The sequence below is a fragment of the Achromobacter sp. D10 genome (assembly GCF_035282245.1).
Classification (GTDB): domain Bacteria; phylum Pseudomonadota; class Gammaproteobacteria; order Burkholderiales; family Burkholderiaceae_B; genus Achromobacter; species Achromobacter insolitus.
Genome location: NZ_JAYJLE010000003.1, coordinates 127,953 through 149,952, shown reverse-complemented (window position 1 = coordinate 149,952; position 22,000 = coordinate 127,953). Strand labels below are relative to the sequence as shown.

19 protein-coding genes are annotated in these 22,000 nt (G+C 63.9%); 4 read left to right on the top strand and 15 right to left on the bottom strand.

What is annotated here, in order from left to right; genetic code table 11:
* Nucleotides 1-12: 12 nt before the first annotated feature.
* From VCS63_RS10885 to VCS63_RS10860, 6 genes are all read right to left on the bottom strand, one after another.
* The gene (locus VCS63_RS10885; protein ID WP_223306523.1) at nt 13-993 is read right to left on the bottom strand and encodes a sulfate ABC transporter substrate-binding protein; all 981 of its coding nucleotides are present in this window, start codon (nt 991-993) and stop codon (nt 13-15) included.
* Nucleotides 994-1,266: 273 nt separating this feature from the next.
* A complete protein-coding gene (locus VCS63_RS10880) occupies nt 1,267-1,908 on the bottom strand; it encodes a peroxiredoxin (RefSeq protein WP_042792543.1) in 642 nt (213 codons plus the stop codon).
* A gap of 150 nt (nt 1,909-2,058) precedes the next feature.
* A complete protein-coding gene (locus tag VCS63_RS10875; protein ID WP_323879693.1) occupies nt 2,059-3,885 on the bottom strand; it encodes an acyl-CoA dehydrogenase in 1,827 nt (608 codons plus the stop codon).
* 10 nt (nt 3,886-3,895) lie between these two features.
* Nucleotides 3,896-4,870, bottom strand: coding sequence for a tripartite tricarboxylate transporter substrate-binding protein (locus VCS63_RS10870; RefSeq protein ID WP_063641721.1), 975 nt, complete (start codon nt 4,868-4,870; stop codon nt 3,896-3,898).
* A 65-nt stretch (nt 4,871-4,935) separates the two neighbouring features.
* Complete coding sequence (locus tag VCS63_RS10865; protein WP_164794442.1) at nt 4,936-5,703, bottom strand: enoyl-CoA hydratase/isomerase family protein; 768 nt, start codon at nt 5,701-5,703, stop codon at nt 4,936-4,938.
* The gene (locus VCS63_RS10860) at nt 5,700-6,905 is read right to left on the bottom strand and encodes a CaiB/BaiF CoA transferase family protein (RefSeq protein ID WP_164794443.1); all 1,206 of its coding nucleotides are present in this window, start codon (nt 6,903-6,905) and stop codon (nt 5,700-5,702) included. The genes VCS63_RS10865 and VCS63_RS10860 overlap by 4 nt, the downstream gene beginning before the upstream one ends.
* A gap of 95 nt (nt 6,906-7,000) precedes the next feature.
* Between VCS63_RS10860 and VCS63_RS10855 the strand changes: the two genes are divergently transcribed.
* Entirely contained in the window at nt 7,001-7,936 is a 936-nt protein-coding gene (locus tag VCS63_RS10855) for a LysR substrate-binding domain-containing protein (protein WP_323879690.1), read from the top strand.
* Here the strand turns inward: VCS63_RS10855 and aspT (VCS63_RS10850) are convergent.
* The 6 genes from aspT (VCS63_RS10850) to VCS63_RS10825 all read right to left on the bottom strand — a co-directional run bounded on the left by aspT (VCS63_RS10850) (nt 7,933) and on the right by VCS63_RS10825 (nt 16,171).
* Nucleotides 7,933-9,633, bottom strand: a complete 1,701-nt coding sequence (aspT, locus tag VCS63_RS10850; protein WP_042792537.1) for an aspartate-alanine antiporter — start codon at nt 9,631-9,633, stop codon at nt 7,933-7,935. The genes VCS63_RS10855 and aspT (VCS63_RS10850) overlap by 4 nt on opposite strands.
* Nucleotides 9,634-9,670: 37 nt before the next feature.
* On the bottom strand, nt 9,671-11,491 hold the full coding sequence (locus VCS63_RS10845; protein ID WP_063641733.1) for a bifunctional aspartate transaminase/aspartate 4-decarboxylase: 1,821 nt from the start codon (nt 11,489-11,491) through the stop codon (nt 9,671-9,673).
* Between the two features lie 115 nt (nt 11,492-11,606).
* A complete protein-coding gene (gene aspT / locus VCS63_RS10840) occupies nt 11,607-13,298 on the bottom strand; it encodes an aspartate-alanine antiporter (protein ID WP_063641736.1) in 1,692 nt (563 codons plus the stop codon).
* Between the two features lie 196 nt (nt 13,299-13,494).
* Nucleotides 13,495-14,424 carry an electron transfer flavoprotein subunit alpha/FixB family protein gene (locus VCS63_RS10835; RefSeq protein WP_042792534.1) on the bottom strand — a complete coding sequence of 310 codons (930 nt, stop codon included), beginning with the start codon at nt 14,422-14,424 and terminating at the stop codon, nt 13,495-13,497.
* Between the two features lie 2 nt (nt 14,425-14,426).
* The gene (locus VCS63_RS10830; RefSeq protein ID WP_042792533.1) at nt 14,427-15,176 is read right to left on the bottom strand and encodes an electron transfer flavoprotein subunit beta/FixA family protein; all 750 of its coding nucleotides are present in this window, start codon (nt 15,174-15,176) and stop codon (nt 14,427-14,429) included.
* Between the two features lie 71 nt (nt 15,177-15,247).
* Nucleotides 15,248-16,171, bottom strand: a complete 924-nt coding sequence (locus VCS63_RS10825; RefSeq protein WP_082884687.1) for a histone deacetylase family protein — start codon at nt 16,169-16,171, stop codon at nt 15,248-15,250.
* A 10-nt stretch (nt 16,172-16,181) separates the two neighbouring features.
* Here VCS63_RS10825 and mltB point away from each other — a divergent pair, with 10 nt between their 5' ends.
* Nucleotides 16,182-17,336 (top strand): lytic murein transglycosylase B, encoded by a 1,155-nt coding sequence (gene mltB / locus VCS63_RS10820; protein ID WP_063641738.1) that lies wholly within the window; start codon nt 16,182-16,184, stop codon nt 17,334-17,336.
* Between the two features lie 40 nt (nt 17,337-17,376).
* On the opposite strand, the gene VCS63_RS10815 is transcribed toward mltB, so the two are convergent.
* Nucleotides 17,377-18,426: a cyclase family protein gene (locus tag VCS63_RS10815; RefSeq protein WP_323879686.1), complete on the bottom strand. Its 1,050-nt coding sequence runs from the start codon at nt 18,424-18,426 to the stop codon at nt 17,377-17,379.
* 67 nt (nt 18,427-18,493) lie between these two features.
* On the opposite strand from VCS63_RS10815, the gene VCS63_RS10810 reads away from it, so the two are divergent.
* Nucleotides 18,494-19,270: an IclR family transcriptional regulator gene (locus tag VCS63_RS10810; RefSeq protein WP_063641740.1), complete on the top strand. Its 777-nt coding sequence runs from the start codon at nt 18,494-18,496 to the stop codon at nt 19,268-19,270.
* Complete coding sequence (locus tag VCS63_RS10805; protein WP_149064987.1) at nt 19,267-20,247, top strand: Bug family tripartite tricarboxylate transporter substrate binding protein; 981 nt, start codon at nt 19,267-19,269, stop codon at nt 20,245-20,247. The genes VCS63_RS10810 and VCS63_RS10805 overlap by 4 nt, the downstream gene beginning before the upstream one ends.
* A gap of 103 nt (nt 20,248-20,350) precedes the next feature.
* Here the strand turns inward: VCS63_RS10805 and cysM are convergent, their stop codons facing one another.
* Both cysM and VCS63_RS10795 read right to left on the bottom strand, forming a co-directional pair.
* Nucleotides 20,351-21,259 carry a cysteine synthase CysM gene (gene cysM / locus VCS63_RS10800; protein WP_042796849.1) on the bottom strand — a complete coding sequence of 303 codons (909 nt, stop codon included), beginning with the start codon at nt 21,257-21,259 and terminating at the stop codon, nt 20,351-20,353.
* A gap of 83 nt (nt 21,260-21,342) precedes the next feature.
* The gene (locus tag VCS63_RS10795) at nt 21,343-21,837 is read right to left on the bottom strand and encodes a ComEA family DNA-binding protein (protein WP_063641744.1); all 495 of its coding nucleotides are present in this window, start codon (nt 21,835-21,837) and stop codon (nt 21,343-21,345) included.
* Nucleotides 21,838-22,000 lie beyond the last annotated feature (163 nt).

Here is a 22,000-nt window from a genome sequence, read left to right as displayed (position 1 = left end):
ATCGTTATTTGCTTATTTCTTTTGCGGCAGGTAGATCTGGTCGAACGTACCGCCATCGCTGAAGTGATCCTTCTGCGCCTTGCGCCACCCGCCGAAGATCTTGTCGTCGATAGTCACGAGCTTGACCTTGGGGAACTTGCTTTCGTACTTGGCGGCCACGGTCTTGTCGATAGGCCGGTAGTAGTTCTTGGCAATGATTTCCTGCGCAGCGGGCGTGTAGAGGAATTCCAGGTAGGCCTGCGCCGCGGCGCGGGTGCCCTTCTTGTCCACGACCTTGTCGACCACGGCCACCGGCGGCTCGGCCAGGATGGACAACGACGGCACCACGATGTCGAACTTGTCCGGCCCCAGTTCTTCAAGCGCCAGGAATGCCTCGTTCTCCCAGGCCAGCAGCACGTCGCCCACACCGCGCTCAACGAAGGTGGTGGTGGCGCCGCGCGCGCCGGTATCCAACACGGGCACGTGCTTGAGCAGGTCACCCACGAAGGCGCGGGCCTTGTCTTCGCTACCGCCGTTCTTCTCCAACGCATAGGCCCAGGCGGCCAGGTAATTCCAGCGCGCGCCGCCAGAGGTCTTGGGGTTGGGGGTGATGACCTGCACGCCATCCTTGACCAGATCGTCCCAGTCCTTGATCTGCTTGGGATTGCCCTTGCGCACCAGGAACACGATGGTAGAGGTGTAGGGCGAGCTGTTCTGCGGCAGGCGAGCCTGCCAGTCGGCGGGCAGCAACCCGCGGTCGGCAACGGCATCGATGTCATAGGCCAGGGCCAGCGTCACCACGTCGGCTTCCAGGCCATCGATGACGGACCGCGCCTGGCGGCCGGAGCCCCCGTGCGACTGGCGGATGGTCAGGTCGACGTTCGCCTTCGCCTTGTATTCCTTGATGAATGCGTCGTCGATGGCGCGATACAGCTCGCGGGTCGGGTCATACGAGACATTCAAGAGTGTCTGCTTCTGCTGCGCCTGGGCCGGCGCAATCGCGGCAAACGACATCGTCACTGCGGCCAAGGCGGCCAACCATCCGGCTTTCCTGAAAGACATCCCTTGCTCCCTGTGTTCGGCAATGTGGGAGCAAGTGTGCTGGCTGGACGTTCTGAACGGAACGAATCATTATTTGGTTGCTCATCGCTCGCAGGCATATAGGACCGCAGTCCCAGCAATGGGAACATCGCCCGCTCCGCTCGCGTCCCCCAATGAAAAACCGCCGTCTTCCCCAGGAGAAGACGGCGGTTGCGTACGGGGGGGCCGCCCCCGCGATTTCCGAATTTACTTATTCGGCTGCGGCGTGATGCGCAAATACGGACGCACCGCCTTGTAGCCTTTCGGGAACTTCTGCTTGATCACGGCCTCGTCCTGCAGGGACGGCACGATGATCACGTCATCGCCGTCTTCCCAGTTCACCGGCGTGGCCACGCTGTGGCTGTCCGTCAGTTGCAGGGAATCGATGACGCGCAGGATTTCGTTGAAGTTGCGACCGGTGCTGGCCGGATACGTGATGGTCAGGCGCACCTTCTTGTTGGGGTCGATGATGAACACCGAACGCACGGTCAGCGTGGCGTTGGCGTTCGGGTGGATCATGTCGTAGAGCTCGGACACCTTGCGGTCCTTGTCGGCCAGGATCGGAAAGTTGACCTTGGTGGACTGCGTATCGTTGATGTCCTCGATCCATTTGGTGTGCGAATCGGTGCCGTCGACCGACAGGGCCAGCACTTTCACATTGCGCTTGGCGAACTCGTCGGCGAGCTTGGCGGTGTAGCCCAGTTCGGTCGTGCAGACAGGCGTGAAATCGGCGGGGTGCGAGAACAGCACCCCCCAACTGTTACCCAGATACTCATGGAAACGGATCGGCCCAGCCGAGGATTCCTGTTCGAAATCAGGGGCAGTGTCGCCCAGGCGTAGATGACTCATGGTGTCTCCTGTGTGCAGATGCAGGTTTGGGGGAGCTGGCCGTCCGTCGGGAGGGCGGCGCAGGAACCGCGTTTCATGGCGCAGCGTAGCGCCTGTGAAACGATTCTTCCATCAAACCTTTAGCCGAGGAAATACGCAAGTCATATAACCTTATGCAATATTCAGGCTGGCGCCGCAGGCGTCCGCGACGACCCCAGCACGCACGGCTGCGGACAGGGTCAGCGCGCGCGGCAGGATATGGGCTGCGTAGAACAATCCCGTCGCCAATTTGCCTGTATGGAACGGATCGGAGGACCCGGCCGCCAGATGACGGCGGCAGGCCAGCACGGCTCGCGCCATCTGCCAGCCGCCGTGCACCACTCCGGCCAGCATCAGGTACGGCACGCTGCTGGAATAGACCGCCCGGATGTTGGTCGGCGATTGCTCCAGGATGAACGCCACTCCGGCCTCGTAGGCCTGGATGGCGCTATCCAGGTTGTCGCGCAGCAGACGCAGCCCCTCCCGCTCGTCCGCGGACGCGCGCGTCACCTCGGCTTCCACGGCACGCAGGGTCTCCCGCATTGCCGAGATCGCCGCGTGGGCCGTGGCGCCACCATCGCGTTGCGTCTTGCGGCTGACCAGGTCATTGGCCTGGATCGCGGTCGTGCCTTCGTAGATGGGCAGGATGCGCGCATCGCGGTAATACTGCGCAGCCCCGGTTTCCTCGATATAGCCCATGCCGCCATGCACCTGCAGGCCCAGTGACGCGACCTCGACCGCGGTCTCGGTCGAGTAGCCCTTGACGATGGGCACCATGTGTTCATAAAAGGCGCGGTTGCGCGCGCGCAATTCCGGATCGGGATGATGCGTGCCCTTGTCGTGCGCGGCCGCGGTCACGTAGGACACGGCGCGGGCCGCCTCGGTCAGCGCCTTCATGGTCATCAGCATGCGCTGCACGTCTGGATGACGCACGATCGCTACCGGCCCGGCCGATCCTTCCACCGCGCGCCCCTGCACGCGGTCTCGCGCATAGGCCAGGGCATGCTGGTAGGCACGCTCGGACACACCTATGCCCTGCTGCCCCACCGAGTAACGGGCCGCATTCATCATGATGAACATGTATTCCAGGCCGCGGTTCTGCTCACCGACCAGATAGCCGATGGCACCCTCTCCTACCTCCCCCTTGCCCGAACCGTACAGGAGCACGGCGGTAGGACTGCCATGGATACCCAGCTTGTGTTCCAGCGACGCGCACCACACGTCGTTGCGCTTGCCCAGGCTGCCGTCGGCCTGCACCAGGAACTTGGGCACGATGAACAGTGAAATACCCTTCACGCCGGCCGGCGCGTCCGGCGTGCGCGCCAGCACCAAGTGAATGATGTTCTCGGCCAGGTCGTGGTCGCCATAGGTGATGAAGATCTTTTGCCCGGTCAGGCGGTAGCTGCCGTCGTCCTGCTTCACCGCGCGGGTCGCCACCTGTGCCAGATCCGAACCGGCTTGCGGTTCGGTGAGGTTCATCGTGCCAGTCCATTTGCCGCCGATCAGCTGCGGCACATACTGCTTGCGCTGCGCGTCCGATCCGACCGTGAGCAAGGCCTCGATCACGCCGTCCGTCAGCATGGGGCACAAGGAAAACGCCAGACTGGCCGCCTGGATGTTCTCGCCCGGCGCCGCCGCAACCAGCTTGGGCAGCCCCTGGCCGCCCCACTCGGCGGGATGCTGCAAGCCCTGCCAGCCCCCCGCCGCATAGTCCTTGAACCCCTGCGCGTAACCCGGCGTGGTGGTGACCCGGCCGTCTTTCCAGACCGGCGGCTGCGTATCGCCCGGCACATTCAGCGGCGCGACGGCCTGTTCCACGAAGCGGCCATTCTCTTCCAGGATGGCGTCCACCAGATCGGGCGTGACTTCTTCAAAGCCGGGCAGCTTCAGGACCTCGTCGAGTCCGGCCAGCTCCTTCAAGGCAAAGCGGAAGTCCTGCAGCGGGGTTACGTAGGGCATGGGGTCTCCGTCAATTGGCAGTCTCTAGGCTTTCTTTGGCCAATCTTAAACCCTTGCTTCCTTCCTTGCGGGCGTACTCCCCGAAAGCGGCCAGGGACGCGGACGGGGTCACTTCCTCGTATCCGGCCGCCATGCCCTGCTGCACATCGGCCAGCGCCAGCACCTCGTTGCTGGCTTTGAACAGGGTTTCGAGCACTTGAGGCGGAGTGTCCTTGGGAGCAAAGATGCCCCACCAGTTGGAAAGGTCGTAGCCGGGCACAGTTTGCGAAATGGGCGGATAGGGCAAGAGCCGCGAGGGCTGGCCAGAGGTGACCGCCAGCGCCACGACCTTGCCCGTATCGATCACCGACTTGGCCGAGGGCGCCGTTGCGAACGAGATATCCGTATCGCCCGCCGCCACGGATTGCGCCGCCGCCGCGCCGCCCTTGAAGGGGATATGCATCAGCTTCACGCCGGTAAGCGTCATGAACTCAACCGCCGCCAGATGCGTAATGACGCCATTGCCAGACGATGCAACGTTAATGGTGCCCGGCTTGCTCTTGGCGCGGTCGATCAGGTCCTGCACGCTCTTGAGCCCCAGCTTGGCATTCGCGATCAAGACCATGGGACCGGTGGTCAGCTGCGCCACGGGCACGAAGTTGTCCGGCGTGTAATCCACCTTGTACAAGGCGCTGTCGCTACCCATGACGCTGGAGTTCCCCAGGTACAGCGTATAGCCGTCAGCTGCGGCGCGCGCCGCAAGGCTGGCGCCGATGGTGGATCCCGCGCCGGGGCGGTTCTCGACGACCACGGGCTGCTTCAATTGCCGGGCCAGCGCATTCGCGTAGACTCGGCCCACCTGGTCGGCGCCGCCGCCAGGCGGAAATCCGATCACCAAGGTCAGGGGTTTGGTGGGATAGGGCTCGGCGGCATACGCGCCGCCGGGCGTGGCGGACGCCGCGATGGCGGCAAGCAAGGCGCCGCAAACGGCAATAGCAGGTTTCATCAGTGTCTCCTTTGATGGCATCGGAGCCGCTTGTGGCGCGGCTCTCTGTTCATGCACCGGCCGCTTCAGCAGCCAGTGAAATTCGGCGGACGCTTCTCCTTCCATGCCTTCGCGCCCTCGGCGAGGTCGCGGGACCGCTCGGAGCGCAGGACCGCCTCTTCTATTGCGGCCAGATCGATCTCCCCTCGCGCAATGCGGTTCAGATGGGCCTTCACGCCGAATAGCGGTATCGGCGCCATCCCGGCGATCTGTTGGCTCAAGGCGTCCAGCCGGGAAGGCAGCATGTCGTCCGGCACCATTTCCGTCAGGAATCCGATGCGCAGCATTTCGTCGGCCTGCAGCTTCTGTGCCGTCAAGAACAGGCGCTTGGCCTGATCCAGGCCAAGCCGCGTCACATAGCGCGACATGCCTCCCGCGTAAAAATGCAGGCCGAGCCGCGTGGCCGGCATGAACATGTCGGCCTGCGGCGTGCCGATACGGAAGTCGCATGCCAGGCACAGATCCGTTCCGCCGCCATAAACGCCGCCCTGGATGGCCGCGATCGTCACGGGACGCGCCGCCTCGATCAGGTCCATGGTCTGGCCGAAATAGAGCGAGCTTGGCGCGCTGTCCGAGGCTAGCGACGAAATGTCATAGCCGCTGCAAAAATACTTGCCGCCGGACAGGAAGCGCAGCACCCGCACGTTGTCGTCCGCGTTCACTCTGTCCAGATGTTGCCTGAGTGCCGCCAGATCCTGCGGCCCAAGCCGGTTGGCATGGCCCGGCCGGCGCAGGCGAATGGTCGCTATATGCTGGTCGATGGAGAGATCGGGCGTCTCCGCGAAGTCCGTCATGCCAGGGCCTCCGCCTGATGCGCCACGCCCTCCGCCAGCAGCCGATCGATCTCGGCATCGGCCATGCCGTAGCGGGCGAAGACCTCTCGCGTATGCTGACCGAACACGGGCGGCGCGCGGCGGCTTGCCGTCTCGGCGCCGTTCAGCCCGATGGGCAGGCCCACCTGACGCAATTCGCCCAGCACCGGGTGCGTCAAAGACTGCACCAGCCCGCAGGCCTGCACCTGCGCATCGGCGAACACATCCTCCAGCGTGTTGATGGGTCCGGCGGGAATGCCGCCTTCAATCATCAGCGCGGTCCATTCCATGCGCGTCTTGCGCTTGAGCCCCGCCTCCAGTTCCAGCTTCAGTTCGTAGCGATGCTGCATGCGCTCCGCATTCGTGAGGAAGCGCTCGTCCGACACCAGATGGGACAAGCCCAAAATGCCGCAGAGCCGCACCCACATGGCCTGGGTCGCCGGCGCCAGGTTGAGCGGCCCATCGGCCGTCTCGAATGTGCCGTAGGGCGCAATCACCGGGTGCACATTGCCGCAAGGCTCCGGCACCTCGTGCTTGCTGAGATAGCGTTGGCCCTGCACGCTGAGCAGCGCCATCAGGCCTGCCAGCAGCGAGGTTTCCACGTGCTGCCCGCGCCCGGTCGATGCGCGTTGCGCCACGGCGGACAAGATGCCGATGACCAGCCACATACCAGCGGTCAGGTCGCCGATGGCGACGCCCACGCGCGTCGGTCCGGACTCCGGGGTGCCCGTCAGGCTCATGAATCCGGAATAGCCTTGCGCCACCTGGTCAAACCCGGCCCAGTCCCGCGCCGGTCCCTTGCTGCCAAAGCCGGAAATCGATGCCATGATCAAACCGGGGTGATCCTGGGCCAGTGACGCGTATCCCAAGCCCATGGCATCCATCGTCCCGACCTTGAAGTTCTCGACCACGATGTCGGAAGCCAGAGCCATCTTGCGCAACAGCGCCAGCCCCTCCGGCTTGCGGAAATCCACGCCTATGCCTTGTTTGCTGCGATTGGCGCTAAGATAATAAACACTTATGTCATCATCGAAAGGGCCCCACTGCCGCGCCATCTCGCCTGCGGGCATGGGTTCCACCTTCACAACCTCGGCGCCCAGGTCTCCAAGAATCATTGTGCAGAACGGCCCGGACAGAGCCCGAGTCAGATCCAGCACTTTCAGCCCTGCCAACGGCAGACTCATATTCGTCCTCCCGTGATACGAAGCCCATTCTAGGCAGCGCATCACAGGCCCCGAAAATACTATTTTCCGATCCATCCATAAGATTCTCTTATCTCATGAATCTGCGACAGCTCAAGTACTTTGTCCGTGTCGTTGAAATGCGCAACATGACCCGCGCCGCCGAAAGCCTGCATGTGGCCCAACCCGCGCTCAGCCAGCAGATGGCGCAGTTGGAGGAAAGCCTGGGCGTCGCATTGCTGGTGCGCGGAGTCAAGGGAGTCCAGCCCACCGCGGAAGGCCTGTTGCTGTACCGGCACGCGCAAACCATCCTGCGCCAGGTCGACAGCACGCGCAGCCTGCTTTCCAAGACCGGGGACCAAGTCACGGGGACCGTATCGATAGGTCTGGCTTCCAGCACCGCCCGCATGCTGGCGTTGCCACTGATGCGGCGGGCCAAGGCGGAGCTGCCTTCGGTGGTGCTGGAAATCGTCGATGTGCCCAGCGCGGACCTCACGAAGCTGGTCCTGCAGGGCCGCATCGATTTTTCCCTGTCCCCCGACCAGCAACCGATGCAGGGCCTGGTGCGCACGCCACTCCTTCGGGAAAGCCTGTTCCTGCTGGCTCATGCCAGCGTCAAACTACCCCGCCGCACCCTGGCCATCGCGGACTTTGCGCCGCTGCCCCTGGTTCTTCCCAGCTTGCCCAACACGCTGCGCGCGCGCCTGGACCACGCTTTCCTGACTGCGGGCCTGACCTGCAACCTGTTTGCGGAGGCCAGCACCTCGGCCATTCTGGTGCCCGCAGTGCGCAGCGCAATGGCCGCGACTATCCTGCCCTGCTCAGCCGCGCAGCCCGAGATCGAGGAAGGATCCATCGTGGCGCATGCGCTGGACGCGTCGCTATCGCGCGAACTGGTGTTATGCGCCGGCGAGAGCCTGCCGCCAACCCCTGCGGTCGACCAGGTGATCGCAATCTGCAAGGATGAAATAAAACACCTGATCAACGATCAGGCGTGGCGGGGATGCGCGCTGCTGAATCAGGATCGGCGCTAGCTCATGTGATGCGCGAGCGACACGATGATCGGGCCCAGCACCGGCAGCAGCACGTTGGCGATGGCGTAGGTCACTGTGTAGCCCAATAGCGGCACGGAGCTGCCGCTGGAGGTCAGGATGGCGCTGATGGCCGGCGTGCTGACATGCTGGCCAGCAATCGCACCGACCAGCAGCGGCCCCTCGATCTTCAGGATCTTGTGGCCCACCCAAAGCGACAGGCAAGCCGGGCCCAACGACACCAGCAGGCCGATGAGCGGCAGCACCGCGCCGTGCTCCCGGATCAGCGCAATGGCCTCCGGCCCCGCCGAGAGGCCGACGCAAGCCACGAACACCGCCAGCCCCAAATCCTTCAGCAGCTGCACGGCATGTTCCGGCATATGGCCGATCGAGGGCCGCTTGGCGTTGATCCAGCCGCAGACCAGACCGCTGACCAACGCCCCGCCGCCGCTGCCCAGCGAGACGGGAATGCCCCAGAGCCGCGCGCTCAGGCTGCCGATCAGCAGGCCGGCCAGGATGCCGAATGCCAGAAACACCAGATCGGTCACGCCGCTGCGGCGCAGTTCGTTGCCCAGCGCCGCGCCGGCCTGGGATAGTTCCGGCTCGGCGCCCACCAGCGTGACCAGGTCGCCGTATTGCACCACGGTGGACGGCGTGATGGGCAGCGAGTGGCCCGAGCGCACGATCGATTGCAGGAACACGCCGCGCGCGCGCTGGGCGTTCGGCCGCTTTGCCAGTTCGCCGACGGTATGGCCGTTGACGGCCTTCTTGTTCACGATGACGGCCAGCTCGCTCAGCTGCAGGTCGTCCGCATGCGCCTCCGGCAGCTGGATCTCGGGTCCGATGACGGAGCCCGCGCGCAGCGCAAAACGCCGCAAGCCCAGCACCACGACGACGTCGCCGGTGGCCAGCCTGTCGTCAGGCGTGGCGTCCACTGCTTCGCCATTGCGCAGGATACGGCTGATGACGGTGCGCCCGCCAAGCTCGGCCTCGACCTCGGCGACACTCTTGCCATCGGCGTCCTTGACCACGTGCGAGCGCCCCACGAGCCGCGGCAGCGTGGGCATGTTCGATTCTTCGCCTTCACCCGCCGCTACCCCGAGCTTCTCCTCCAGCGCCTTGGAGGCTTCGCGCAGGTTTATCCGCAAGAGCGCCGGCGCGATCTGGCTGGTGAAGAACACGATGCTGATCAGACCCACAAGGTAGGTCAGCGTATAGGCAGTGGCGATGTTGGCTTCCATGCGCTGAACATCGGCATCCGCCAACCCCAGGTGTTTGAGTGCTTCGGCAGCGGTACCGACCACCGCCGACTCGGTGGCGGCGCCTGCCGCCAGGCCGGCGGCCGTCCCGGCGTCCAGACCGAACAGCGGCACCGCCACCAGCACGATCGTCAACACCAGCAAGGCTTCAATAAGAGGCAGCGCGATGTACCGCAGGCTGGAGCGGTTCAAGTTCGCGAAGAACTGTGGACCGCCCGAATACCCCATCGCGAAAATGAACAAGGCGAATGCAACCTCCTTCAGGTCGCCCCGCATCTGGCAACCCGTCTGACCGATCAGCAGGGCGACGATGAGCGTTCCGCACACGCCGCCCAGCTGTATCGGCCCGACTTTGAGCTTGCCGATCAGGTATCCCAATCCCACCGTCACGAACAGCACTGCGATGGGAACGCTATTGAAAAACCCGACCGTGCAAGTCATGTCGTCATGTCGCCCTGGAGGTTGCTACCTTGCCTGCTTACTTGCGCGCCACAGCCTTCTTGGCGGACTTCGCCGCCGCGCCGGCCTTTTTCACCGCTTTCTTGACCGCCTTCTTGGCGGCTGCGGTCTTGCCCGCCTTGCGCTTGGCTGCAGGGGCCTTGGTCGTCTGCCCCTTGCCGGCCGTCGGGCCCGAACGCACCAGCTCGCCGGCCTTCCACGCCTCGACGTACTCGGTCGCAGCTTCGACCATGTACTTGCCGATCTTGGCGTAATCGCCGTCGTCCAGGTTCGCCAGCGACACGCGGATCGACCAGGGCGGGCCACCGAAGCCGCCACCATCCATCAGCACCACTCCCGACTTTTCCGCCAGGCGGAACAGGAAGTCGACTGGCTCATAGTTGGCCGTCATGTACTTGCAGAACGCGTCGCCATAGGTGACCTTGGCCCAGACCATGAAATCGAGTTCGACGTAGTACCAGGCGCGCATCGGATCTTCGGGCGGCATGGGTATGCCCAGGCCGCGCCAAAGCGCATCCCGGCGTGCCCGCACGATCTTCATCGTCAGGTGCTTGTAGGAGTCCTTCAGATCCATCAAGTGCGACAGCGCAAAGAATCCCATCTGCACCTGTTGGGGCAGAGACAGGCCCGCGGTATGGTTCAGCGCGACGTTGCGGCTGTCGGCCACCAGCCGGTCGATGAACTTGAGCTTTTCGGGCTCCATCGTCATGGCGCCATAGCGCTTGTTCAGGCGCTGCTTCCACGACGCCGGCAACTCAGCGATGCGGCGGTCCATGGTGTTCTTTTCATGGGTCGCGATCACGCCCAGGCGCCATCCCGTGCAGCCGAAATTCTTCGAGAAGGAATACACACATATCGTGTTGTGCGGCACCTCTGCCATCAACGATCGGAAATTCGGCACAAAGGTGCCGTACACATCGTCGGTCACGAGCACCAGGTCCGGATTCTTGCGGATCAGACGAACGATCTGCTTCATCTCGACCGGGCTGAACGCCACCGACGGCGGATTGCTGGGGTTGACCGTGACCGCCAGTTTGATCTTGGGATTTTCCAGCTTGGCGATTTCGGAAGCCGGGTAGTGCCAGTCGTGAGTCCCGTCAGCCCGCATGCTGCTGGCGTTGATCGGCACGATCTTGAACTGGAAGCGTTCGAGATGCGAGATCTCGATATAGGGCGTGAACGTCGGCAGGAACAGCGCGATGGTATCGCCCTGCTTCAGCAGGCCGTTCTGCATCAGCGAGTCGAAGATGTAGCACATGGCCGCCGTGCCGCCCTCGACCGGGAACAAGTCGAACTTGCCCTTGGGCGGCCGGCCGTCGCACATTTCCTTGATCAGGTAATCGTGCACCACCTGTTCCAGGTGGACCAATGCGCGCGGCGGCACGGGATAGTTGTCGCCGATAAGGCTGTCCGTCAGCTCATGGATCCACGCATCGGGGTCGAATCCCTTGACCTTCACGCCGTACTCCAGCACGCCGACCAGAAAATCGTAGCCGTCCAGACCCTTGTGCTTGGTCAGGAATTTACGGAACCGGTCCGCGCAGCCCTTCTTGGCTGGCATGCCCGCGAGAATGGATTCGTCGCGCACGCGGCGCGCCTCCTTCATGGCGAACTGCCCCATCAGGAAAAACGCATCGCGCGGCTCGGTGGCAATCCAGTTCGGATTGCCACGGCCGGCGTTCAACATGGTGATCGCGGCAGTCTGCTGGTTTTCCTTGGCCAACGTAATCAGATAATCCTTCAGTTCGAAGGGAGAAAGCTGTTCGAGGTCGCGTTGGCGCGAGCGGGTCGTTTTCAAGGCCGAGGCCAGGCTGACGGTAAGAGGCGTGGTGGAAGCCATTGTTCAGTACTCCTGGTTTGCATGGTGACAAGCACTGGGCGGGCGTCGCCGGCCGCGCCGGCGCGCTTGCAGCTTGCAGAGCACCCCGCAAGCTCTGGGCTCGCGGGGCATCCTGTTAGGACATGAGCATGACGATGACAATCCCCCAGATAATGAGCAGGGTATTGCCGATGGCGTAAGGCACCGTGTAGCCCAAGGCGGGCACCTGGCTCTTTGCCGTCTCGGTGATCTGCCCGATGGCCGCGGTGGTGGTCCGGGCTCCGGCGCAGACTCCCAGCGCGATGGCGGGATGGAACTTGAAAACATACCTTGCAATGAGCACGCCCACGATCATCGGCACGCTGGTGGCGATGATGCCGGCAATAAAGAGCTTGGCTCCCAATTGCTGGAATCCCTGGACGAATCCGGGTCCGGACGATATGCCCACCACCGCGACAAAGGTCGTAAGCCCCACCGATGTCAGGAACCAATGCACCGGCTCCGGCACCCGGCCGAAAGTCGGATGCACCGAACGCAGATAGCCGAAGATCAGGCCGGAAATCAGCGCGCCGCCGGAGGTCGACAAGGTAACGGGAATACCGCCCACGGTCAGCACCAGCGAGCCGAACAGGCCGCCGAGCAGGATGCCGAAGCCGACGAACACCATATCGGTCTGGCTGGTGGCGCGGTCCACGTAACCCAGCCGACCCACCACACGCTCGACGTCGCGCTTGGCACCCAGCACGAAAAGGCGGTCGCCCCGGTCCAGCTTCAGCCCCCAGTTGATCGGCATGTCGTGTCCGCCGCGCACGACCTTGCGCAGGAACACGCCGCGTCCCAACTCTCGGCCTGCCTCACTTTCCGCGATCTCCTTGATCGTTTTGCCGGCGATATTCTTATTGGTCAGCACGACCTCGACGACCTCGGCGGGCAGGCTGATCAGGTCGCGGTCTTCGACTTCCGTGCCGATGATGCCGGCGGCCTGCATGACGAGCGCGTCGTGCCTGCCGGTCACGCCCAGCACATCGCCCTCCTGCAATACTGTTTTGGCGTCACTGTCGATAATCTGGTCGCCACGCCGGATGCGTTCCACGAATACCCGGGCCTCGACGAAGCGGGACTCCAGCTCTCCCACCGTCTTGCCCGCGAACTCGGCGCGGTCCAGCTTGTACGCACGCGCGATGAACTTGCGATAGCCGGACAGTTCCATCGAGTCGGCGCCGCCGGACATCTTGGCTTCGTACTCCTGGCATTCCTTGACGATGTCCACGCGCATGAGCTTGGGCCCCAGCGAGGCCAGCAGCCAGGCGCTTCCCACCGTGCCAAAGATATAGCAGACCGCATAAGCGACCGGAATGCTGTCGATCCATTGCTTCTTGGTCGCGGCATCGATACTCAAGCCGTTGATGGTGTCCGTCGCCACGCCCATGACCGCCGAAATGGTCTGCGCTCCGGACAGCAGCCCTGCTCCCGTGCCGGCGTCAAAGCCGAAACCGACGGCGGTCGCCCACGTTACCAAAAGGCAGATCACGCACAGAATGACGGCGAAGATGACCTGGGGAAGGCCATCGCTTTTCATGCCTCGGAAAAACTGCGGTCCGACGCCGTAACCAAGACCGAAAAGGAAAAGCAGGAAGAAGACCTGCTTGAGGACGGGAGCGATCGTGATATTGAGCTGCCCCACCAGCACGCCCACCAGCAATGTGCCAGTCACGGCTCCCAGATTGAATCCGAAAATCTTCTTGGCGCCTATCCAGTACCCGAGACCAAGGGTTAGGAATATCGCAAGTTCCGGATATTTTCGCAGAGTGTCAAAGAACCATTCCATCCCGAATCTCCTTCGTTCTGTACAGGCCAAGCACTTGCGCGAATCTAGCTGCGCGCGAAACACATTATCAGAAACTTTCGATAAAGCAAAAGATTTGGAGAGTCTGGACTGAATGAGTTCAAACCACTGTCTCCAAAAACGGAAAAGCCCGCCAGCGTGAAGCTGGCGGGCCTTGAATAAAACAGCGCGTTGCGGCTTACAGGGCGCCGGTCAATTCAGGCACGACCTGGAACAGATCGCCCACCAGGCCATAATCCGCCACGCCGAAAATCGGCGCTTCCGGATCTTTGTTGATGGCGACGATGACCTTCGAATCCTTCATGCCGGCCAAGTGCTGGATAGCACCCGAGATACCCACCGCCACGTATAGCTGCGGCGCGACGATCTTGCCGGTCTGACCGACTTGCCAGTCGTTAGGCGCGTAGCCAGCGTCAACCGCAGCGCGCGAAGCACCAAGCGCGGCGCCGAGCTTATCGGCCAGCGGATCCAGGATCTTGAAGTTCTCGGCGCTGCCCAGGCCACGGCCACCGGACACCACCACGCGAGCACCCGCCAGTTCCGGACGATCGCTCTTGGCGACTTCACGGCCCACGAAAGTGGACAGGCCCGAATCGGCAACGGCGGCAACTTCTTCCACCGCGGCGGAACCGCCTTGCGCGGCCACGGCGTCAAAGCCGGTGGTGCGCACGGTAATGACCTTGACGGCGTCGGCCGACTGCACGGTGGCGATCGCGTTGCCGGCGTAGATCGGGCGCTGGAAGGTGTCGGCGGATTCCACGCCGATGATGTCGGAGATCTGCGCCACGTCCAGCTTGGCAGCCACGCGCGGGGCCACGTTCTTGCCCGATGCGGTGGCGGGGAACAGGATGTGGCTGTAGCCCGAGGCCACGGCCAGCACTTGTGCGGCGACGTTCTCGGCCAGGCCGTCGGCCAGCTGCGGCGCGTCGGCCAGCAGGACCTTGGCGACACCCGCGGCGGCGGCGGCCTGGTCGGCCACGGCGCGTGCATTGGCGCCGGCGACCAGCACATGCACGTCGCCTCCGATCTTGGCGGCGGCGGCGACGGCGTTCAGGGTTGCGCCCTTGAGCTGGGCGTTATCGTGTTCGGCAATAACCAGCGTCGTCATGTTCAGACCACCTTCGCTTCATTCTTGAGTTTGTCCACCAGGGCCGCGACATCGGCCACCTTGATGCCGGCCTTGCGGGCGGGCGGCTCGCTGACCTTCAGCGTCTTCAGGCGGGGAGCCGGATCCACACCCAGTTCTTCAGGGGTGACGGTGTCCAGCTGCTTCTTCTTGGCCTTCATGATGTTCGGCAACGTGACGTAGCGCGGCTCGTTCAGGCGCAGGTCGGTGGTGACGATCGCCGGCAGCTTGAGGGTCAGCGTTTCCAGGCCGCCGTCCACTTCGCGGGTCACGGTAGCCTTGCCGTCGGCCAGTTCAACCTTGCTGGCGAACGTGGCTTGCGGCCAGTCCAGCAGCGCAGCCAGCATCTGGCCCGTCTGGTTGGCGTCGTCATCGATGGCTTGCTTGCCCAGGATGACCAGTTGCGGCTGTTCCTTGTCGACCAGCGCCTTCAGCAGCTTGGCCACGGCCAGGGGCTGGAGCTCGGCATCGGTCTGCACCAGCACGCCGCGGTCGGCGCCAATGGCCATGGCCGTGCGCAGCGTTTCCTGGCATTGCGCAACGCCGCAAGAAACCGCCACGACTTCGGCAACGGCACCCTTCTCCTTCAGGCGGGTCGCTTCCTCGACGGCGATTTCGTCAAAGGGGTTCATGGACATCTTCACATTGGCGATATCCACGCCGGTTTGATCAGACTTGACGCGCACCTTGACGTTGTAGTCAACGACGCGCTTGACAGGTACCAACACCTTCATCCCGCTGCCTCCAAATGGAAAATAATTACCCGGCATGCGCCGGGATCGCATTGCACAATTTTTTCCTGATTCTACAGCTTCGCCAGCGCTCGTATATGGGCGACCACGCTGCGGCCCAGGGCTGACAAGTTGTAACCGCCCTCCAGGGTACTGACGATCCGCCCCTGGCAGTGGCGCTCGGCCACCTCCACAAGCTGCTCCGTTATCCAGGCGTAATCGGCCTCGACCAGGCCCATCTGCCCCATGTCGTCCTCGCGATGCGCATCGAAGCCCGCCGACACCAGGATCAGCTCGGGCCGGTGCGCTTCCAGCGCCGGCAGCCAGGTGTCGGTGACGATGCCTCTTACCGCCGCCCCGCCGGTATATGCGGCAACGGGCACGTTCAGCATGTTCGTGGCGGGATTCTCGGTGCCGCTATTGGGAAAGAAGGGATGCTGGAAGAAGCTGCACATCAGCACCCGGTCGTCCCCGGCAAAGATGTCTTCCGTGCCATTGCCATGGTGCACGTCGAAATCGACGATGGCCACCCGCGACAGGCCATGGAAGTCCAGCGCATGCTGCGCTGCAATGGCGACGTTGTTCAGAAAGCAGAATCCCATGGCCTGGGAACGGCAGGCATGATGACCCGGCGGCCGCACTGCGCAAAAGGCCGTGCGGGCTTCGCCACCGATTACCGCGTCCACCGCTGCCACCCCCGCCCCCGCCGCGTACAGGGCGGCTTCATAGGTGTGCGGATTCATCAAGGTATCCGGATCGATAGGGAAATACCCTTGCTCCGGCAAATGTTCGCTCAAACTGTTCAGATACTGGACAGTATGCACACGCAAGATGTCGTGGCGCGATGCCTGCGGCGCCTGGCGGTCATCCAGGTAAGGCATCAAGCCGCTGGCAAGCAACTGGTCTGAAATGGCGTCCAGCCTCTGGGGGCTTTCGGGATGCCAACTGCCCATTTCATGCAAGCGGCATGCCGGGTGGGTAAGATACATGGTCTCCATAAGGAAGATTATGTTCATCTGTCGGCGATTACTGCAACTCGGAACGCTCTCCGCCCTGCTGGCGGGCTGCTCCACCACCGCCCCCACTGCCCCCAATACCGCCGCCGGCCAGCCGGCCTCCGATTCAACCCCGGCCCCCATCCGCATCGGACCCAGTGCGCCGACACCTGGCCCCGAGCTGGCGGACGACGCCCCGGCCGCGCTGGGCGCCAATGGCGCGCTGCGACCCGAAGTCCGCTCCTTCGTGGAAAACCTGGCCGCCGAGCGCCAGTTGCCGCTGGACCCGATGGTCGCAGCGCTGGCCGGATCGCGCTACAACGCCACGGTGGCGCGCCTAATCGCGCCATCCCCGCCGGGTAAAAAGATCTGGCGCAGCTGGCTGACCTACCGCTCGCGCTTCGTCGAACCCAAGCGCATAGGCTGGGGCGTGGACTTCTACAACGAAAATCGCGACTTGCTCAATCAGGCGGCGCAGCGCTTCGGCGTGCCGGCGCCCATCATCGCCTCGATCATCGGCGTCGAAACGCTTTATGGCCGCAATATGGGCAATTTCCGCGTGCTCGACGCGTTGACCACGCTGGCTTTCGACTACCCGGACCCCGCCAAGCCCGAGCGCGCCACCATGTTTCGCGGCCAGCTCGCCGACTTCCTGACCCTGGTCATGCAGGACAAACTGGAGCTGGAAACCCGCGGCTCCTATGCCGGCGCCATCGGCATGCCGCAGTTCATGCCCACCAGCGTGATGCATTACGCCGTGGACGGCGACGACAACGGCCATATCGATCTGACCAACAATACCCGCGACGCAATCATGTCCGTGGGCAGCTTCCTGTCGCAGCATGGCTGGCAGCGTGGCCTGCCCGTGTTCGCACCGGTGGTGCTGCCTGGCGATCCGGCCCCGCTCGTGGACGGCGGACTGGAACCCAAGCAGAGTTGGGGCACGCTCACCGCGGCGGGCGCGCGCCTGCAGCCAGGAGCATCTGCCGCCGGGTGGAGCAGCCAGCCGCTGGGCGTGGTCGACCTGGTGGAAGAAGCCCGGGGCACGGCGCAATACCGTGTCGGCACGCCGAACTTCTTCGCGCTCACCAAGTACAACCGCAGCTACTTCTACGCAACCTCGGTCGCGGATCTGGCTAGCGAAATCGAAGCGCGCGTGGGCCGCTGAGCGCACCAGGGGCCGCGGCGCCGACCGCCGCGGCCCTGTCTTAAACCGTGGCGACCGGCGTCGCCGGCGAACCCACGGCGCCAGGCAGGTTCAACGGCGGCGCGGTCAGCAGGAAGCGGCTGCGGCCATTGCTGGCAAGCCAGCGCGCAAGCGCGCCCAGATACCACATCTCACCTATCGGCATGCCAAGCTTGAAGATGCAATGGTGGTGCAGCGGCAGCGCCGCGCAGCAGGCATTGGGCTTCTGGGTGGGGTAGATTTCCAGGGCATGGTTGTCCGACGCCATGGCCGCCACCTTGGAGTCCGTGATCCACTGCAGCAGCTTCTCGTCGCTGCCGTCCAGGCCGGCGCAGATCTCGTGCAGGGTGTGCGCGTCGGGCTCGCGGTTCTTCTCCAGCAAGGCATCGCCGAATTCCGTGTGGAACAACACGATATCGCCGCGCTCGATCTCGATTCGGTCCGCTTCCAGTATCCGCATCAGATCGTCATAGCCGACCGACTTCTGCTCTCGGCCGAAATGGCGCGCTAGGTCGACCATCACGCCCCGGGTCTGCAGGCACGACTCGGCCAACTGCGTGATATCCAGCTTCTTGGCATTGGAGGCCGGCCCTTGGCCCAGATCGGTCTTGGCGTAGCCATTGTCCACGTCATAGTCCACCGGCCCCACCACGTGCTCGTTTGGCCGGTAACCGTTGTAGTAAACCCGCTCGGGCAGGCCGTCGCCGTTGGCGTCGAACAACGCGCCCACATGCGCCAGCGAATCCCATTGCGTGGAGTACTGCAAGCTCATTTCCACGATGTCGTCGCTCAACACGTCGACGCATCCGGGACGCAGGCGTCCCAGCGGAAAATTCAAGTATTGGTCGCCGTCCCTTTCGGTGGGGCGCAGCTTCGGCGGATGGCGCCGGACGTTCACCCCGTTGCCGCCCGGGTAATCCAGCGGCAGCGACAGGCAGAAAGTCAGTCCTTCGCGGACTTCCCGTATGCCGCTCAGCACGTTCGCGGGGGTGATGTAATTCAGGCAACCTCGCTGGTCGTCAGGCCCGAAATCTCCCCAGTTCGATCCCTCAGGACGGTTCTTCCATCTCATGCGTAGCGACTCCTTGGCGATTGAATGCTGTTTGACATAAATTTATCACGTATAGGATACTAACATCATGGATGTGAAAACTGCTGGCCGAGTCCTGGACGTACTGAACCTCTTCGCCGAGGAGCAGAAGCCTTTGCTGTACAGCGAAATTGCCGCGCAAATGGGCATTCCGCTCTCGAGCTGCCACGGTCTCCTGAAGACCATGGTGGCGCGCGGCTATCTGTATGAAATCGGCAAGAAACATGGCTATTACCCGACGCAGAAACTGATCCACGTGGCCACGCTCATTTGTCACAGCGACCCGCTCAACGCAGTCATCGAGCCCGTGCTGGCCCAGGTGCGCGACCTGACCGGAGAGACCGCATTGCTGGCCAAGCTCGCCGACGACAAGGTCGTATACCTGATCGTCGCGGAATCGAAACAGACGATCCGCTTCTCTCATCAGCCGGGCGGCTTCAAGGCGGTGCACGCCACCAGCTCCGGCAAGGCGCTCCTGTCCGTCCTGTCCCAGGACGAACGAGAGAAATGGTTCAAGGCCTACAGCGGTTTTGCCGCCTACACGGACAGCACGCTGACCAGCCGGGAAGCCTTCGACCGGGACCTGGAAGCGGGCGTGGCGCGCGGCTGGCAGCGATCGGTGGGCGAGAACGTCGAGGACGTGATGTCAATTTCGCTCGGGTTCCGGGCCTATGAACAACCATTTGCCATTGTGGTGGCCGGCCCGCTAGGCCGAATGCAAAAGAATGAAGCCACCACGGGGAAACAGCTGACCGAGGTCAAGGCAATGCTGCACGCGGCGCTGCCCTCGGCCAACCTCACTTTTGTAGGAGAAGACAGTAGATGAACAAACGCACCTTCCTCGCCGCGGCATGCTCGGCGATTGCCACGGCGGCCCTGCCGGCCGCAACTGCCTATGCGCAGGCGGACTATCCGGACAAGCCCATCCGCGTAATCATGCCGTGGGCCGCGGGCGGGCCGACGGACGTGGTCGGCCGCGTGATCGCGGTCCAGATGGGAGAGATACTGGGTCAGCCGCTGGTGATCGAAACCCGCGCGGGGGCCAGCGGCACCATCGGCACCGCCCAGGTGGCCAAGGCGCCTGCCGACGGCTACACCTTGCTGATGAATCCCTCGGTGCAAGGCATCTACCCCGCTCAATTCAAGAATCTGAGCTTTGATCCGATCAAGGACTTCCGGATGGTGGGCGTGCTGGGCACGGTGCCAATGGTGGCCGTCGTCCCGCCCGATTCCAAGTTCAAGACCTTCGGCGACCTGATCAAGCAAGGCCAGGCACAGCCTGGCTCGCTGACCTTCGCCTCCCCCGGCGTCGCCACCTTGCCGCATCTGGCGGGCGAGCTGATCAATACCTCCACCAAGGCCAAGATCACCCACGTCGGCTACCGCGGCAGCAGCCCGGCGCTGACCGACGTCGCGGGCGGCCACGTGGACCTGATGTACGCGCCGCTGGCGCCGGCCTTGCCTCTCATCCAAAGCGGCAAGATCCGCCCGATCGCGGTCACAACCAAGGCGCGGCTGGCCGAACTGCCCGACGTGCCCACGATCGCCGAAAGCGTCCTGCCCGGCTTTGACATCGTCACCTGGTACGGCATGTGGGCGCCAAAAGATACGCCGCAGCCCATCATCGCCAAGCTGAACAAGGTCATGATCGAAGCGTCGCGATCGCCCAAGGTGGTGGAGGCCCTGAAATCGCAAGGCACGATGCCCAGCGCCATGAGCTACCAGGAGGCCGAAGCCTTCAGTCTCGCGGAAAGCGAACGCTGGATCAAGGTGATGCAGGACGCCGGCATCCAGCCCGAGTAAGCGGCAACGAGAGAGCGCGCGACTGCTGCTCCCGTCCAATGAAAAACCGCCATGCCCGGGGCCAGCCCGGCATGGCGGTTTTGTTTGACCCGGATACGGAAAGTCAGTTGAAAACGCCCGTGGACAGGTAGCGGTCCCCGCGGTCGCACACGATGAACACGATGGTGGCGTCGTTCACGCGCTCCGCCACGCGCAGCGCCGCAACCAATGCGCCCGCCGAGGAAATCCCGCCGAAAATGCCCTCTTCCGCGGCCAGCCGGCGCGCCATTTGCTCGGCGTCCTTCTGCTCGATGGATTCGTAGGCGTCCACCCGGCTGCGATCAAAAATCTTGGGCAGGTAGGCTTCGGGCCACTTGCGGATGCCCGGGATGGACGACCCTTCGGCGGGCTGCGCGCCTACCACCTGCACTGCGGGATTGCGCGACTTCAGGTAGGTCGACACGCCCATGATGGTGCCCGTGGTGCCCATGGCGCTAACGAAGTGGGTGACGCGCCCGTCGGTCTGGTTCCAGATTTCCGGCCCGGTAGTCTCAATGTGGGCACGCGGGTTGTCGGGATTGGCGAACTGATCCAGCACCAGCCCACGGCCGTCGGCCTGCATGGCCGACGCCAGATCGCGGGCATATTCCATGCCGCCCTTGTCCGCAGGCGTCAGGATCAGTTCGGCGCCGTAGGCCGTCATGGCCGCGCGGCGTTCCACCGACAGGTTGTCCGGCATGATCAGGATCATGCGATAGCCGCGCATGGCGGCCGCCATGGCCAATGCAATGCCGGTATTGCCGCTGGTCGCTTCGATGAGGGTATCGCCGGGCTTGATGTCGCCGCGCTCTTCCGCGCGCGCGATCATCGACAGGGCCGGCCGATCCTTCACGGAGCCGGCGGGGTTGTTGCCCTCCAGCTTGGCCAGGATGACATTGCCTCGGGCAGCGCCCGCGGCCCCGGGGATGCGCTGCAGGCGTACCAGCGGCGTGTTGCCGACGGTTTGCTCGATAGTGGGATAGGTAGTAGTCATGCGGACGATAATAACTCTGCCTGGCGGCACGCGGCGCCAAAAGCCGCGCTCCCGCCAGGGCTACCCGTACTGGCCGGCCGTCGTCAGGGCCGGGCGCGGGCTGCGGGCGGAGACGCCACCGCCTTCGTTTCGGGCTTGGCTTCCGGTTTGACCGCCCCCGCCCTGCCCGGCGCAGGCTTGCCACGGAGCTCGCCGGGCGCGGCCTGTGACGCCGCCCCGCCTATCTGCAGGCCGGCTTCCTGCAGGGCCTGCGCTCTTTTCGGGCCTATGCCGCGCACCCGCTCAGCCAGATCGTTCAGGGACTCGAACTTCCCTCCCCGCTCGCGCTCCTTCACGATGATTTCCGCCATGCGCGGGCCAATGCCTCGAACGCCTTCGAGCTGCTGCGGGTTGGCCTGGTTGACGTCCACCGCATGCGCGGACGACGCCCCGAAACCCAGCCCCGCGGTCATCAATAGCGCGCCCACCGCCTGTCGCAAGGGACGCGCGCCGGCGCCGGAACCGATGGGCGCTCGCGGCCTGCGCCACCGCGCATAGGACGAAGGCCGCGCCGTGGCGGATTGAAGAAATGGATTCATGGAAGGTCTCCCTGGAGTCTGGCGCAACGGCTGTCACGCCACGCCCAGATCATGCCGAGGACCTTGCCGCCCGCGTCCGTGCAGTGAACGTATACGTCCGCCCCGGCAAACCACAGGGCAAAAAAAACCACCGGGGGCCGGTGGCTTTTCAGGAACGGCGCTG

Excerpts from the sequence above, each read along its gene's own strand:
- VCS63_RS10795 (WP_063641744.1), bottom strand. The coding sequence starts at position 21,837 with ATGAATCCATTTCTTCAATCCGCCACGGCGCGGCCTTCGTCCTATGCG.
- VCS63_RS10860 (WP_164794443.1), bottom strand. The coding sequence starts at position 6,905 with ATGAGTCTGCCGTTGGCAGGGCTGAAAGTGCTGGATCTGACTCGGGCT.
- VCS63_RS10845 (WP_063641733.1), bottom strand. The coding sequence starts at position 11,491 with ATGGCTTCCACCACGCCTCTTACCGTCAGCCTGGCCTCGGCCTTGAAA.
- mltB (WP_063641738.1), top strand. The coding sequence starts at position 16,182 with ATGTTCATCTGTCGGCGATTACTGCAACTCGGAACGCTCTCCGCCCTG.
- VCS63_RS10875 (WP_323879693.1), bottom strand. The coding sequence starts at position 3,885 with ATGCCCTACGTAACCCCGCTGCAGGACTTCCGCTTTGCCTTGAAGGAG.
- VCS63_RS10880 (WP_042792543.1), bottom strand. The coding sequence starts at position 1,908 with ATGAGTCATCTACGCCTGGGCGACACTGCCCCTGATTTCGAACAGGAA.
- VCS63_RS10835 (WP_042792534.1), bottom strand. The coding sequence starts at position 14,424 with ATGACGACGCTGGTTATTGCCGAACACGATAACGCCCAGCTCAAGGGC.
- cysM (WP_042796849.1), bottom strand. The coding sequence starts at position 21,259 with ATGACTACTACCTATCCCACTATCGAGCAAACCGTCGGCAACACGCCG.
- aspT (WP_063641736.1), bottom strand. The coding sequence starts at position 13,298 with ATGGAATGGTTCTTTGACACTCTGCGAAAATATCCGGAACTTGCGATA.
- VCS63_RS10825 (WP_082884687.1), bottom strand. The coding sequence starts at position 16,171 with ATGGAGACCATGTATCTTACCCACCCGGCATGCCGCTTGCATGAAATG.
- aspT (WP_042792537.1), bottom strand. The coding sequence starts at position 9,633 with ATGACTTGCACGGTCGGGTTTTTCAATAGCGTTCCCATCGCAGTGCTG.
- VCS63_RS10815 (WP_323879686.1), bottom strand. The coding sequence starts at position 18,426 with ATGAGATGGAAGAACCGTCCTGAGGGATCGAACTGGGGAGATTTCGGG.
- VCS63_RS10830 (WP_042792533.1), bottom strand. The coding sequence starts at position 15,176 with ATGAAGGTGTTGGTACCTGTCAAGCGCGTCGTTGACTACAACGTCAAG.
- VCS63_RS10805 (WP_149064987.1), top strand. The coding sequence starts at position 19,267 with ATGAACAAACGCACCTTCCTCGCCGCGGCATGCTCGGCGATTGCCACG.
- VCS63_RS10865 (WP_164794442.1), bottom strand. The coding sequence starts at position 5,703 with ATGACGGACTTCGCGGAGACGCCCGATCTCTCCATCGACCAGCATATA.
- VCS63_RS10870 (WP_063641721.1), bottom strand. The coding sequence starts at position 4,870 with ATGAAACCTGCTATTGCCGTTTGCGGCGCCTTGCTTGCCGCCATCGCG.
- VCS63_RS10885 (WP_223306523.1), bottom strand. The coding sequence starts at position 993 with ATGTCGTTTGCCGCGATTGCGCCGGCCCAGGCGCAGCAGAAGCAGACA.
- VCS63_RS10810 (WP_063641740.1), top strand. The coding sequence starts at position 18,494 with ATGGATGTGAAAACTGCTGGCCGAGTCCTGGACGTACTGAACCTCTTC.
- VCS63_RS10855 (WP_323879690.1), top strand. The coding sequence starts at position 7,001 with ATGAATCTGCGACAGCTCAAGTACTTTGTCCGTGTCGTTGAAATGCGC.